16 protein-coding genes are annotated in these 13,500 nt (G+C 64.5%); 10 read left to right on the top strand and 6 right to left on the bottom strand.

What is annotated here, in order from left to right; translation table 11 throughout:
• Positions 1 to 186: 186 nt before the first annotated feature.
• From DV532_RS10050 to DV532_RS10010, 9 genes are all read left to right on the top strand, one after another.
• Positions 187 to 1,521, top strand: coding sequence for a lysine N(6)-hydroxylase/L-ornithine N(5)-oxygenase family protein (locus DV532_RS10050; RefSeq protein ID WP_056800661.1), 1,335 nt, complete (start codon positions 187 to 189; stop codon positions 1,519 to 1,521).
• Between the two features lie 231 nt (positions 1,522 to 1,752).
• Positions 1,753 to 2,946 (top strand): PepSY domain-containing protein, encoded by a 1,194-nt coding sequence (locus DV532_RS10045; protein WP_056800660.1) that lies wholly within the window; start codon positions 1,753 to 1,755, stop codon positions 2,944 to 2,946.
• The gene (locus DV532_RS10040) at positions 2,943 to 3,482 is read left to right on the top strand and encodes a hypothetical protein (protein WP_056800658.1); all 540 of its coding nucleotides are present in this window, start codon (positions 2,943 to 2,945) and stop codon (positions 3,480 to 3,482) included. The genes DV532_RS10045 and DV532_RS10040 overlap by 4 nt, the downstream gene beginning before the upstream one ends.
• Positions 3,479 to 3,799: a hypothetical protein gene (locus tag DV532_RS10035; protein ID WP_056800656.1), complete on the top strand. Its 321-nt coding sequence runs from the start codon at positions 3,479 to 3,481 to the stop codon at positions 3,797 to 3,799. The genes DV532_RS10040 and DV532_RS10035 overlap by 4 nt, the downstream gene beginning before the upstream one ends.
• Complete coding sequence (locus DV532_RS10030) at positions 3,796 to 4,365, top strand: DUF6162 family protein (RefSeq protein WP_056800654.1); 570 nt, start codon at positions 3,796 to 3,798, stop codon at positions 4,363 to 4,365. The genes DV532_RS10035 and DV532_RS10030 overlap by 4 nt, the downstream gene beginning before the upstream one ends.
• A gap of 17 nt (positions 4,366 to 4,382) precedes the next feature.
• On the top strand, positions 4,383 to 5,285 hold the full coding sequence (locus tag DV532_RS10025) for a metal ABC transporter substrate-binding protein (protein WP_056800652.1): 903 nt from the start codon (positions 4,383 to 4,385) through the stop codon (positions 5,283 to 5,285).
• Positions 5,282 to 6,031, top strand: coding sequence for a metal ABC transporter ATP-binding protein (locus tag DV532_RS10020; protein ID WP_056800649.1), 750 nt, complete (start codon positions 5,282 to 5,284; stop codon positions 6,029 to 6,031). Before DV532_RS10025 ends, DV532_RS10020 begins: the two co-directional genes overlap by 4 nt.
• The gene (locus tag DV532_RS10015; protein WP_056800648.1) at positions 6,028 to 6,927 is read left to right on the top strand and encodes a metal ABC transporter permease; all 900 of its coding nucleotides are present in this window, start codon (positions 6,028 to 6,030) and stop codon (positions 6,925 to 6,927) included. Before DV532_RS10020 ends, DV532_RS10015 begins: the two co-directional genes overlap by 4 nt.
• Entirely contained in the window at positions 6,924 to 7,787 is an 864-nt protein-coding gene (locus DV532_RS10010) for a metal ABC transporter solute-binding protein, Zn/Mn family (RefSeq protein ID WP_056800646.1), read from the top strand. The genes DV532_RS10015 and DV532_RS10010 overlap by 4 nt, the downstream gene beginning before the upstream one ends.
• 91 nt (positions 7,788 to 7,878) lie before the next feature.
• Here DV532_RS10010 and DV532_RS10005 read toward each other — a convergent pair whose 3' ends face one another.
• From DV532_RS10005 to DV532_RS09980, 6 genes are all read right to left on the bottom strand, one after another.
• Positions 7,879 to 8,958 (bottom strand): DUF1615 domain-containing protein, encoded by a 1,080-nt coding sequence (locus DV532_RS10005; RefSeq protein WP_372339997.1) that lies wholly within the window; start codon positions 8,956 to 8,958, stop codon positions 7,879 to 7,881.
• Positions 8,955 to 9,506, bottom strand: coding sequence for a hydrolase (locus tag DV532_RS10000; RefSeq protein ID WP_056800641.1), 552 nt, complete (start codon positions 9,504 to 9,506; stop codon positions 8,955 to 8,957). The genes DV532_RS10005 and DV532_RS10000 overlap by 4 nt, the downstream gene beginning before the upstream one ends.
• A 57-nt stretch (positions 9,507 to 9,563) precedes the next feature.
• Positions 9,564 to 10,283 (bottom strand): thioesterase II family protein, encoded by a 720-nt coding sequence (locus tag DV532_RS09995; RefSeq protein ID WP_056800639.1) that lies wholly within the window; start codon positions 10,281 to 10,283, stop codon positions 9,564 to 9,566.
• Positions 10,280 to 10,501 (bottom strand): MbtH family protein, encoded by a 222-nt coding sequence (locus DV532_RS09990; protein ID WP_056800637.1) that lies wholly within the window; start codon positions 10,499 to 10,501, stop codon positions 10,280 to 10,282. Before DV532_RS09990 ends, DV532_RS09995 begins: the two co-directional genes overlap by 4 nt.
• Positions 10,502 to 10,916: 415 nt before the next feature.
• Complete coding sequence (locus DV532_RS09985) at positions 10,917 to 11,318, bottom strand: hypothetical protein (protein WP_056800635.1); 402 nt, start codon at positions 11,316 to 11,318, stop codon at positions 10,917 to 10,919.
• A gap of 101 nt (positions 11,319 to 11,419) precedes the next feature.
• Entirely contained in the window at positions 11,420 to 12,304 is an 885-nt protein-coding gene (locus DV532_RS09980) for a LysR family transcriptional regulator (RefSeq protein ID WP_056800634.1), read from the bottom strand.
• Positions 12,305 to 12,450: 146 nt separating this feature from the next.
• Here DV532_RS09980 and DV532_RS09975 point away from each other — a divergent pair, with 146 nt between their 5' ends.
• Positions 12,451 to 13,470 carry an alpha/beta hydrolase gene (locus DV532_RS09975; RefSeq protein WP_056800632.1) on the top strand — a complete coding sequence of 340 codons (1,020 nt, stop codon included), beginning with the start codon at positions 12,451 to 12,453 and terminating at the stop codon, positions 13,468 to 13,470.
• Positions 13,471 to 13,500: the final 30 nt, after the last annotated feature.

Here is a 13,500-nt window from a genome sequence, read left to right as displayed (position 1 = left end):
TGAAAATCAGTCGTTGCATGGTTGTGCCTATCGGCCGCAAAGCCCAGCTCTTTAGCCTCTGTAGCAAATGGCCGTTCGCCCGCCAGTAAATTCCCCATCATTTGGCTCGTTCCACCCAATGTACAAACGCAGGCGCCGGCCCCTTCCCGGCGTGCGTCCACATTCGACCATTATGGAACCGCAGCCATGAGCCAGTCTGCCCCCCCGGAAACTATCAAGGACCTGATCGGCGTGGGCTTCGGCCCTTCCAACCTGGCCTTGGCCATCGCCCTGGAAGAGCTGGCCGAGGCCCAGGGCCATGCCCTCGACGCGCTGTTCATCGACAAGCAGCAGGACTACCGCTGGCACGGCGAAACATTGGCCACACAGAGCGAGTTGCAGATCTCGTTTCTCAAAGACCTGGTGTCGCTGCGCAACCCCACCAGCCCCTACAGTTTCGTCAACTACCTGCACCAGAAGCAGCGCCTGGCCGACTTCATCAACCTCGGCACTTTCTACCCCTGCCGCCTGGAGTACAACGACTACCTACGCTGGGCCGCCGAGCACTTCGCCAACCAGGCGGTGTATGGCCAGGAAGTGCTGCGCATCGAGCCAGAAATGCACGCTGGCCGGGTTGAGCACCTGCGCCTGGTCGCACGCGACGCACAAGGCCGCGAATATAGCCGCCGCACCCGTTCGGTGGTGGTCGGCAGCGGCGGCACGCCGAAAATTCCGGAAAAGTTCGGCGCCTTCAAGGACGACCCACGGGTATTCCACCACTCGCAGTACCTGAGCAGCCTGAGCAAGCTGCCGTGCACCGCTGGCGAACCCATGCGCATTGCCGTGATCGGTTCGGGCCAGAGTGCCGCCGAGGCCTTCATCGACCTCAACGACAGCTACCCATCGGTCAAGGTCGACATGATTCTGCGCGGCTCGGCGCTCAAGCCTGCCGACGACAGCCCGTTCGTCAACGAGATCTTTTCGCCGGACTACACCGACCTGGTCTACAACGAACCGGCCGAGCAACGCAGCAAGCTGGTGGGTGAGTACCACAACACCAACTACTCGGTGGTCGACCTCAACCTGATCGAGCGTATCTACGGCATCCTCTACCGGCAGAAGGTCGCTCACCAGTACCGCCACAACGTGCTGTGCCGGCGCCAGGTAGAAGCGGTGGTGGCCACCCGCGAAGGCCTGGAACTGACCCTGCGCGACCTCGCCACCGGCCAGCAGCAAACCCATCGTTACGATGCTGTGATTCTGGCCACGGGCTACGAGCGCCGCTCGCACCGTGACCTGCTGGCACCGCTGGCCGGCTACCTGGACGACTTCAGCGTCGACCGCAACTACCGCGTACTGGCCAGCCCTGACCTGCAAGCCTCGGTGTACCTGCAAGGCTTCTGCGAAAACAGCCACGGTCTGAGCGACACCTTGCTCTCGGTACTGCCGGCACGTGCCGCCGAAATCGGCCGGGCGCTGTACCAGGACCTGGCGCAACTGCATGGCAAGCCGCAACCGGCGCTGGCCCTGACCCGCGCCTGATTTCCTGTTTCTAGCCGTTGTGGGAGCGGGCGAGCCCGCGAATCAGGCGCCACAGCGCATGGCACCGGCTGCGCCGGTGTTCGCGGGCACGCCCGCTCCCCCATGGACCCGTTGCCACTCCGAAACATTTGCTTGCATTTAAAAGGTCAGGATTTCGATTCTCATTCGTCTTTATCAATACAGCCCTAGTTGGTTGGGCACACGCTCGACTCCCCTTGCAGAAGACGTCTGATGGCCAAATCCTCGAAAAAATCCAAATCCAGGCTGTGGTTCCTGGTGCACAGTTGGCTCGCCTTGCCGATCTGGTTCTTTGTCCTGATCGTCTGCTTCACCGGCATGCTCGCCGTGGTCAGCCAGGAAATCGTTTGGCTGGCCGACCCCGCCGTGCGCGCTAACAAGCCGGACGCCGACGTCGAGCGCATGAGCTTCCAGCAACTGCTGGACGCCTTGCACAAAGCCGAGCCGGACATGGTGGTGGAGCGGCTAAGCCAGCCCGACGGTTCGCACTTTGCAGTAAAAGCCAATGTCACCCTGCCTGACGGCACCAGCCCTACGTTGTATGTGAACCCGTACACCGGCGCCATCCAGGGCAAGACCCCAGACTTCAACTTCGAAGCGTTCACCCGCGCCCTGCACGGCTGGTGGCTGGTGCCGTTCAGCAATGGCTTCAGCTGGGGTTGGTACCTGGTGTCGCTGCTCGGCCTGCCCATGCTGGCTTCGCTGGTGACCGGCCTGGTGGTGTACAAGAAATTCTGGAAGGGCTTTTTCAAGCCGCTGCGCACCGGCCATGGTGCGCGGATTTTCTGGGGCGACCTGCACCGCCTGGCCGGGGTCTGGTCGATCTGGTTCATTGCGGTCATTTCCATCACCGGCACATGGTTCCTGATCCAGGCCATCCTGGCCGATAACCACATCACCTTTTCCAGCCGGCCGATCGTGCCGGTGATCGCCCGTGAGGATGTACCGCAAACCCCGGATGGCAGCCCGGCACCGCGCATCGACCTGGATGAAGCGGCACGCATTGCCGGCCTGGCAATGCCAGGGCTGGAGATCAATTTCATTGCGCTGCCGGCAACCGCCTACAGCCATGTCACCTTGTCCGGGCCAGGCTGGTACCCGTTGATGTTCCAGAGCGCTTCGGTAAACCCGTACACGCGCAATGTCGACAGCCAGTTCCTGATCAGCGACCGCTCGGCCCTGGAGTTTGTCACCGAGTCCATGCGCCCGCTGCACACCGGTGACTTTGGCGGCTTGCCGATCAAGCTGGTGTGGTTCTTCTTCGGCCTGGTGCTCACCCTGATGGTGTTCAGCGGCTTGCTGATCTGGACCAAGCGCACCGCCCAGGCCACCGCCGCCGCCCTCAAGCGCAGCGAGCGCGCGCCGCGCCCGGCGCGCCGTGCAACCCCCGTGGAGATCCACCCATGAGCCAGGCCCCAGCCGTGCCCGCCAGCCCGCTGAAACAGCGGTGGCTGAAGTGGCGCTTTCACCTCAACATCCTGTTGATCCTCATCCCGCTGGGCTTCATGCCCAAGTACTTTACCGACGCCAAGCTGTTTCGGGGTGAAGCTGGGCTTGGCGCCCATGTGATCCGCGACATCCAGGTCGGCCCCTACCGCCTCGACCTGGCCGAACTGCGTGATGAGGCCCCGCGCGCCGACGGCCCGGCCGGCCACTTCAAGGCCTTCAATGCTTCGCTGTGCAAGGCCTGCATCCAGGACGTCAAGGCGGCCTACCTGCGCATCGGCAAACCGCGCAACCTACGCGCCGCCGGCACCATCTTCTTCGGCGCGCCTTACAACATGGGCACCTCGTTGCCGATCCCGCCCCGCACCCAGCCCGATGCGCAAATCTGGATCACCCTCGAAGGTTGGGACGGCAGCATGCACCAGGCGTCGGTCCCCCTGGCCAAGGCATCGCCAGCCACCGTGGCCTGGCTCGAAAAACAAGGAGGCAAGAAATGAAACACCTGATGCACGCCCTCGCCCTGCCCTGGCTGGTGCTGGCCGCAGGCACTGCCCTGGCGCACAACCCAATGTGCGAATGCGAAGAACTGGCCAGCGGCCAAGTCAGATGCACCGGTGGCTTCTCGGACGGCAGCGGTGCCCCCGGGGTAACCCTGGATGTGATCGGCTACGACGAACAGGTGCTGGTCGGTGGCAAGCTGGGCGATGATTCTACCCTGACCTTCCAGCGCCCGGCCGGCGAATTCTACGTGCTGTTCGACGCCGGCCCCGGGCACGTGGTGGAAGTCGACTACGCCGATATCGCCCAGCCATGAGCCGCGCGCAAGTGATTCGCCCGGCAGGGGCCGGGCACGAGACCCTGTATGTGCTGCTGGTCAGCTTGCTGATCGTGGTGCTGGGCGCCAGCGTGGTGCTGCTGCGCGGTGGGCGCGAGGACGAACAGGCCATTGCCAGCCACCAGATCGACGCCCGCCGCTACCTTAGCGCCGCCGAGCAAGGCCTGTACACCGACCTGCGGGTGGCCTTCGACGAAATCCAACTGCTGCGTGAAGAAAACGCCGTCGCGCCCAGCGTGCAGGCCTTGGCCGCAGAAGGCCTGCCGCCGTTTGTGGTCGATGCCGGCAGCCAGAGCCGTGGCAGCCACCAGTGGTCGTGGCTGGAGCCCGGCGCCTACCTGGGCCGCAGCCAGGCACCTGAGATCGCCGGCAGCCTGCTGCTGATCCTGCCGGCCGACAGCACCGGCCAGGCCGATGTCTGGCTGCGCCGCGACAGTGCCGCCACCATCCCCGACGACCTCGGCCAGGCCGCGCTGATCGCCGCCGGCTGGCTACAGGTGGTCAGCCACTACGACGCCGGGGTTACCCGCGAACACCGCCACTGAACCCTAAGGACTCCGCCATGTTCCGCTCCGCCCTCGCCCTGCTTCTGGCCCTTGCCCTGCCGGCACTGGCCCTGGCCGATAACGGCAAGCCGCTGCGCATCGGCATCACCCTGCACCCCTACTACAGCTATGTAAGCAACATCGTCGGCGACAAGGCCGAAGTGGTGCCACTGATTCCGGCAGGCTTCAACCCCCACGCCTACGAGCCACGGGCCGAGGACATCAAGCGTATCGGCACGCTGGACGTGGTGGTGCTCAACGGCGTAGGCCATGACGACTTCGCCGACCGCATGATCGCCGCCAGCGCCAAGCCGGCTATCCACACCATCGAGGCCAACCAGAATGTGCCGCTGCTGGCGGCCACCGGCATTGCCGCCCGCGGCGCCGGCAAGGTGGTCAACCCGCACACCTTCCTGTCGATCAGCACCACCATCGCCCAGGTCAACAACATCGCCCGCGAACTGGGCAAACTCGACCCGGACAACGCCAAGCTGTACACGCAAAATGCCCGCGCCTACGCCAAGCGCCTGCGTGCCCTGCGTGCCGAGGCGCTGGCCAAGGTCAGCGAAGCCCCTAGCAGCACCTTCCGGGTGGCTACCATCCATGCCGCCTACGACTACCTGGTGCGCGACTTCGGCCTGGAGGTGACCGCAGTGGTCGAGCCGGCCCATGGCATAGAGCCCAGCCCGGCCCAGTTGAAAAAAACCATCGAGCAGCTCAAGGCTTTGGACGTGCGGGTGATCTTCTCGGAAATGGACTTTCCGTCGGCCTATGTCGAAACCATCCAGCGTGAATCCGGTGTGCGCCTGTACCCGCTCACGCACATTTCCTACGGCGAATACACCAAAGACAAGTACGAAGTGGAGATGAAGCGCAACCTCGACACCGTGGTCCGCGCCATCCAGGAGAACCGCGCATGACCGCCGCCGCCAACCTGCTGGCCGCCTGTGGGCCGCGCATCGAGTTCGCCGGCATCGACCTGACCCTGGGCCGTACACGCATCCTCGAACAGGTCAGTTTCAGCGTCGCCGCCGGCAGCGTACATGCCATTGTCGGCCCCAACGGCGGCGGCAAGAGCTCGTTGGTCAAGGCCCTGCTCGGGCAGATGCCGCACCAGGGCCAGCTGACCCTGCACTGGCCCGGTGAACGCGAGGTGATCGGCTACGTGCCGCAGGCGCTGGAGTTCGACCGTGGCCTGCCCATGACCGTGGACGACTTCATGGCTGCAATGTGCCAGCGCCGCCCTGCTTTTCTGGGCCTGTCGCGCCGTGTGCAGCCGGCCATCGACGCAGCCCTGGCGCGGGTGGGCATGCTGGATAAACGCAAGCGGCGCATGGGTGCATTGTCGGGTGGCGAGCGCCAGCGCGTGTTGCTGGCCCAGGGCCTGATCCCCGAGCCGCAGTTGCTGGTACTGGACGAGCCAATGTCGGCCCTCGATGAAGCTGGCATCCAGGTGTTCGAGCAGCTGTTGCAGGGCTGGCGCCAGGCCGGCACCACCGTACTGTGGATCGAGCACGACCTGGAAGCCGTGCTGCGCCTGGCCGACCGCGCAACAGGCCTGAGCCGCCGGGTGCTGTTCGATGCCCCACCCGCGCAGGCCCTGACCCCGGAGCGCCTGCTCGGCCTGTTCTCCGTTCACCCGCGCAGCGAGAGCCTTGCCTCATGAGCTATGAAGCTTTTCGTCAACTGATCGAGGATTGGGCCACCGCCGGCTACCTGCCCGAGGCGCTGGCCTATGGTTTCGTGGTCAACGCTTTGCTGGCCGGCTTGATGATCGGCCCGGTGCTGGGCGGCCTGGGCACCCTGGTAGTGGTCAAGCGCTTTGCCTTCTTCTCCGAGGCAGTCGGCCATGCCGCGCTGACCGGCGTGGCCATCGGCATCTTGCTGGGCGAGCCCTATACCGGGCCCTACGGCAGCCTGTTCGGTTACTGCCTGCTGTTCGGCATTTTGCTCAACTTTCTGCGCAACCGCACCGGGCTGTCGCCGGACACGCTGATCGGCGTGTTCCTCTCAGTGTCGCTGGCGCTGGGTGCCAGCCTGCTGCTGATGCTGGCGGGCAAGATCAACGTGCACATCCTCGAGAACGTGCTGTTCGGTTCGGTGCTGACCGTCAGCGGCCAGGACTTGTTGGTGCTGGGCATCGTCGCGGTGCTGGTACTGGCCCTGGCCTTGCCGCTGTACAACCGTATCATGCTGGCCAGTTTCAACCCTCAGCTAGCGGCCGTGCGCGGGGTGGCAGTGAAAACCCTGGACTACCTGTTCGTGGTGCTGGTGACGCTGGTTACCGTGGCCTCGGTAAAAGTGATCGGGGCCATCCTGGTCGGGGCGCTGCTGGTGATCCCCGCGGCCGCTGCACGCCTGGTCAGCCAGTCGCTCAAGGGCTTTTTCTTTCTGTCGGTGCTGATCGCCTCCTTGAGCACCGTGCTTGGCATTCTGCTACCGATTGTTTTCGACCTGCCGGTGCCCTCGGGCGCTGCGATCATCCTGGTCGCCGGCATCTGCTTCGCCCTGGCCGCGCTGGCCCGCGCCCTCGTCCCTCGCCTGCAAGGAAACCCGGCATGAACCTGAAACGCCTGACCCTGGCGCTGGCCTTGGCTGGCCTACCGTCGCTGTCGTTCGCCACGCAGGTGCTGACCACCCTGCCCGTCACCCACAGCCTGGCCGCAGCCCTGCTCGACGGGACCAGCGTGCAACTCAAGCACGCGGCGCCGGCCAACCTGCCGGCCAGCCGCCAACCTTCGTACTTCAGCGGGCGGGGTGGGGCCAGCCTGCAGAAGGCCGCGCAGCACGCTGACGCGGTGATCGGCGTGCGCTCGATCTGGCGTGACGACCCGCTGTACCCGATGGCTCGGCGCAGCAATATCCGTATCGTCGAGATCGATGCCGCACGGCCGGTGGACGGCGCGCTGCCCGGTATTGCCGTCAGCGGCGACGACGCCTACGGCGGCTACCCCTGGCTAAACCCAACCAACCTCGGGCGCATGGCCGATGTGGTGGCCAATGATCTGGAGCGGCTATCGCCGGACGACAAGGCGAAAATCCAGGGCAACCTGGCCGCGATCAAGCGCCAGCTGCTGGCGCTGGCTGCCAGCAGCCAGACACGCCTAGCCGAGCTCGACAACCTGACGGTGATTACCTTGTCGGAGCGCCTGGGTTATTTGGCCAGCGGGCTGAACCTGGATGTAGTGCAGCAGCCGCTGCCAGCCGCATGGGATGCCGCCGCACTCCAGGCGCTGACGGACAACCTGACGGCGCACGATGTAGCGCTGGTGCTGGACCATCGCCAGCCAGAGGCGGCGGTGGCCGAGGTAATCAAGGCCGCCGGGGCGAAACTGGTGGTGGTGGAGAGTGACCCCGAGGATGCGATTGCGGGGCTCAAGGCCAGTGTCGATCAGGTGGTGGGTGCATTGAGCGAGGGCTGATGCTGCCTGTGCCGGCCTCTTCGCGGGTAAACCCGCTCCTACAGGGGGCTCACTGTTTACCCGTGAAGAGGCCGGTTCAAGCAACACACTGCTAGCGCTTCAGGCACCGCTGATACCGCTCATCCACCCGCCCGGCAAACCACGCCGTGGTCAGCTTGCGGGTGATCTTAGGGCTTTTCAGCTCGATCCCCGGCAGCACCGCCCGTGGCACTGCTTTACCTGCCGCAGTATCTGCCAGGGCAAACACCCCGCTGTACAGCTTGCTGTCCTCGAAGGCCAACCTATCGCCCTCCTCCAGCTGGCTGCGAATCTGCGGGTTGCGCAGCCCCAGTTTCGCCCCAAGCTTGCGCGCCGCCAGTTCGGTAGTGCCCGGCATGATCGCCCCCGGTGCCACCAAGTCGCCGTCCAGGGCCAACGTTACCCCCGTTGCCTTGCTCAGTGCCGCCTGGAATGCCGCGTTGCGGCTGGCGTACCAGCCCGCGTTGAAATCGGCGAAGCGGTACAACTTGCGGTCGTAGCTGACCGGGTACCCCAGCAGGTGGGCGATACCGAAATAAAGCCCACCGCGGCGGGTGAACACCTCCTGGCGAATGCCCGCGTGGCTGTAGGGGTAATCCCGCGCGTGCTGCTCGGCAAAGTCGATACTGACCTGCATCGGCCCGCCGGTATGCACCGGGTTGAGCCCGCCCAGCAAGGTCTTGCCCAGCGGCACGCGCGCGATGACCTCGTCGTACAGTTCGCTCAGCTGCTTCTCGCTACGCACCGCCTGCAAGCGCTGCTGGTAGCTCTTGCCGTTGACCGAAGGCGTCTTCAGCGCAGCATCGACCAGCAGCTTGGGGATATGCAGGCGTGCGGCACGACGGTCGATTTCCTCACGGGCGATCCGCCCCAGGTTGGGCACCTGCGGGTCGGCATTGAACGTCGACTCCTGCTCGGTCACCGCCAGCACCGCGCACAGGTTGCTTTTGCTGGGGGCAATACGCTGGGCTTCGAATGCCACCTGAATGTCCTGGGCCCAGCCCTCGCGGTCCTTGACCTGGGCGGGCAACAACCGCAGCAATTGCGCGCGGACCTTGGCAGGGTCGGCTTCGGGTACTTCCTCACGCCGCCCGGCGCAACCTTGTAACAGCGCCAGGGCCACCAGCCCGGCAGCCAGTAACCGGCCGTTCAGGGCTGTTCACCGACCAGGTAGGTCTTGCTGATGTGACGGAACAGCGGGTGGCCGGCACTGCCCATCAGCTCGAACACCACCATTTCGCGGGTCACCAGCTGCGCACCCGCCGCACGCATGCGCGCAAGGCCGGCGGCTTTGCTCGCCGCGGTGCGGCTGTCGCAGGCATCCTCGACCACGAACACCTGCTTGCCCAGCGCCAGCAGGCCGAGCACCGTCTGCAGCACACACACGTGGGTTTCCATGCCGCAGACAATCACTTGCTCACGCGCCATCAGGCTGGCCGGCAGGCATTCGGCTGCCACACAGGAAAAGTGGTTTTTCTCCACCACCTCAGCTGCCGGTGCCGCGGCGAGCAGCGGCGCCAAGGTATGGCCCAGGCCCTTGGGGTACTGCTCGGAAATCACGGTAGGCAATTCCAACTCGGCCGTTGCCGCGAGCAACCAGCGGGCGCGCGCGCGGGTGCCTTCGGGGTCACTCATGGCGCCGATGAGTTTTTCCTGGATGTCGACGACCAGCAGCGTGGCCTTGTGTGGATCGATCAGCATTGTCGGCCTCTTGCCTGGGAAAAGGCCTAGCCTCCCTCAGGCAAGCGGTGACGTCAATCAGGCGCAAAGCCGAAGCGGCGCCAACGCCGCGGTCAATGCAGCGAGCACCTGGTCCTCATGCTCATGGATAAAAAAGTGGCCGCCGGGAAACATCTGTTGCGCGAACGCGCCGTGGCTTTCCTTACGCCAGGCCTGCAGTTGTTCTTCGCTGGCGCGGTCGCCCATGCCGCCCAGCACATATAACGGGCACTGCAGGGGCGGTCGCTGACGGTAGGCGTAGGTGCCGCACAGCAAGAAGTCCGCGCGCAAGGTCGGCAAAGTCAGGCTCATCAACTCGGCGTTGGCCAGTACTTCCTCGGGTGTACCCTCAAGCGCACGCAACTCGCTGATCAGCTCATGGTCAGCCTTGGGCTCACGCCAGTGCTTGCCGTCGTAGTCCTCACGGCGCGTCGGTGCTGCAGTGCCGCAGGCAAACAGCGCCAGGGGTGACGGGCAGCCCAGCGCTTGCAGCTCATGCGCCAGTTCGAAGGCCAGCAGCGCACCCAGACTGTGACCGAGCAGCGCGTAGGGGGCATTGGCCGCCAGACGTTGCTCAGCAGCCAGTTGCTGGGCCAGCACCTGCATGTCAGTGTGCAGTGGCTCGGCCATGCGCGCGCCACGCCCCGGCAGTTCCACCGGGCGCACCTGTAGCCAGGCTGGTAGCTTGCGCCGCCAGCGGCTGTAGACCATCGCGCTGGCCCCGGAATAGGGCAGGCACAGCAGGTTCAATGCGCTCACTGAGGGGCGGCTTCGGCCATTTTCTGGCGCAGGCTCAGCGGGCGCATATCGGTCCAAACCTCATCGATGTAGGCCAGGCAGTCCTTCTTCAGGCCGCTCTTGCCTACGGCACGCCAGCCGGTGGGGATGGCTTTGTAGTCAGGCCAGATCGAATATTGCTCTTCGTGGTTGACCACTACTTGGAACTGGATATCGTCGCGGTCGAAAACGGAAGTCATTGCCTGTCTCCTTGAGTGATGGATGCCGCTGCGCGCTTGCTGCAGGGGGCTTTCAAGTAGACGTGGGAGGCTGCTGGAAAATTAAGGCGGGTTGATGCGTTTGGGCCGCCATGGGCATGGCTTGGGCTGTGTGGTGTCTGTGAGATCGAGCGCCGCCCGCGCGGCGCTTCGCGGGACAAGCCCGCTCCCACATTTGTTTCGGGCCAATTACTCCTATAAGCTCACCTGTGTATGACTTGTCTGTCCGACTCGATATTGAGGTTTGCGCCAGGGCGCGCGCGCCTCAGGCACAGGAGTCACTGGCCCGAAACAAATGTGGGAGCGGGCTTGTCCCGCGAAGCGCCGCGCGGGCGGCGCTCGATCTCACAGACACCACAAAACCCAAGCCATGGCCTCCGATGGCCTCACTCATCCTTCAGGTATCACGTAGCAAGTCATGGGTATCGAGCAGGCGGAAGGCCACCTGTGGATTCCGCTCCAGCCCCCGTCGGATTGCCGCCGGGATCGACTGCCGGGTCTTGCGACACAGCCCAAGCTGGTCGTCCAGTTCAATGACGATGCCGCGCATGGTCCGCACTTCGTTGAAGCCTGGAGTGATATGCACGCGGATGCCGAGGTTTTCGTACATCCGTTGCTGCAGGCGTTGCAGGTCCTCCAGGTCGTTGAGGTTTTCCAGGCGTTCGAGCAGGCGTTTTTCTTCCTGACGGGTTAGCAGGAGGATGCGCTGGGCGGCCTGCGGCTGATCGCCCAGGTGTTCGCGGCCGCAGTCGCAGGCGCCAGGGGGGCAGGGTTGGCGCAAAGGTGGAGAGCTGGTCATGGGGCAAGCATAGCCAGTTTTTTGTACAGCCTGTAGCGGCCCTATCGCCGTCCGGTAGCAGCGGCCTTATGTCGCGAAAGGGCTGCAAAGCAGCCCCGGCATTACAGCTGCACCAAGCGCTCGCGCAGGAAGCTGACAAACCCTTGCACCGGCCGCGCCACCTGCCGGTGCTGCGGGTACACTGCCGACAACTGCAACGCCGGCGGCCGCCACTCATCCAGCACTGTCACCAAACGCCCATCCGCCAACGCCTGCCCAACGATGAAAGTCGGCAAGTACGTTATTCCCATCCCGGCAATCGCCGCATCCCTCAGCATCTCGCCATTGTTCGCGCGCATGCGCCCGGCCACCTGGATCGCCTGCGCTTTGCCACCTTGGCGGAACTGCCACTGTACCTGCCGCGAATGCCCATAAGGCAGGCAATCATGCCCAGCCAGCTCATCAGGTTTGGCCGGCACTCCCCGCGCGTCCAGGTATGCCGGACTCGCGCAGTACACCCGCTCGACATCGGCAATGCGCCGGGCAATCAGGCTGGAGTCTTCCAACGCACCGATGCGCAGCGCCACGTCGTAGCCTTCCCCAATCAGGTCGACGGCGCGGTCACTCAGGTCTACCTCCACATCCACCTGCGGGTGCAATTGCAAAAACTCGGTCAGCAGGCAGCCCAGGTGCGCCATGGCGAACGACAGCGGCGCACTCAGGCGCAAGGTCCCGCGCAAGGCCTGAGCCTGGCCGCTGATGTCGTGCTCCACCTGCTGCACTTCGCCCAGCAGGCGCAGCGCCGACTGGTAGTAATGCTGGCCCAGCGGTGTGGCATCCAGGCGCCGGGTGGAGCGGTTGAGCAGGCGCACGCCCAGACGCTCTTCAAGCTGCATCAGGCGCCGGCTGACCGATTGCTTGGACATGCCCAGGCGGTCGGCAGCGGCGGTGAAACTGCCGGCCTCCATCACCTGGGCAAAAATGCGCATGTCTTCGTACGGGTTCATTGTCTCGCTCATGTTGACAGTTAAACGCTTTATAGCGGCTTTTTCCCATCACTGCATCTCCTTAATCTACACACCAGTCGCAGCGATGGCCCAGCAGGCCAGGCAAGACGCCCACTCCCGACACTTGCACAGAAAAGGATTCGCTTATGAACATTGTCCACAAAACCCTTACCGCTTCCCTGCTGGCCCTGTCCGTATCCAGCGCCTTCGCCGCTGGCAGCCCAGGCGTCGAGCAGCATACCCAGGCCTTCCTCGAAGCGCTGGAACAAGGCGGCGGCAAGCCACTGGAGCAGCTCAGCCCGAAAGACGCCCGCGCCGTACTGACCGGCGCCCAGGCATCGGTCAAGGTCGACCTCTCCGGCATCGAGGTGAAGGCACGCACCATCCAGGCCAACGGCCAGGCGATCAAGCTGCAAGTGGTGCGCCCGGCCAATGTGAAGGGTGAATTGCCAGTGTTCATGTTCTTCCACGGCGGCGGCTGGGTGCTCGGCGACTTCCCGACCCACCAGCGGCTGATCCGCGACCTGGTGGTCGGCTCCGGAGCAGTGGCTGTTTATGTCGACTACACCCCGTCGCCTGAGTCGCACTACCCGACGGCGATCAACCAGGCCTACGCCGCGACCCGCTGGGTGGCAGAGCATGGCCAGGAAATTGGCGTGGACGGCAAACGCCTGGCCGTGGCCGGCAACAGCGTCGGCGGCAACATGGCGGCGGTGGTGGCGCTGAAGGCCAAAGAGGCCGGTACCCCGGCCCTGCGCTTCCAGTTGCTGCTGTGGCCGGTGACCGATGCCAGCTTCGAGACTGCGTCGTACAAGCAGTTTGCCGAGGGGCACTTCCTGACCACCGGGATGATGAAGTGGTTCTGGGATAACTACACCACCGACGGCAATGCCCGTGCGCAGATCTACGCCTCGCCGCTGCGGGCCAGCAGTGAGCAATTGAAAGGCTTGCCGCCGGCGCTGGTGCAAACAGCTGAGTTCGATGTGCTACGGGATGAAGGTGAGGCTTATGCCCGCAAGTTGAATGCGGCGGGTGTGACGGTAACATCGGTGCGCTACAACGGGATGATTCATGACTTTGGACTGCTCAACCCGCTGAGCCAGGTGCCGGCTGTGAAGGCGGCAATGCGTCAGGCGGGCACCGAACTTAAAGTGCATCTGCAGTGAGTCGATGAGCAAAAGACCCGCCCAGGCGGG

Source organism: Pseudomonas sp. Leaf58, from assembly GCF_003627215.1.
In the GTDB taxonomy this organism is placed as follows: domain Bacteria; phylum Pseudomonadota; class Gammaproteobacteria; order Pseudomonadales; family Pseudomonadaceae; genus Aquipseudomonas.
Note: the sequence above shows the minus strand (reverse complement) of the source record. Positions and strands in the feature narration are given on the sequence as shown.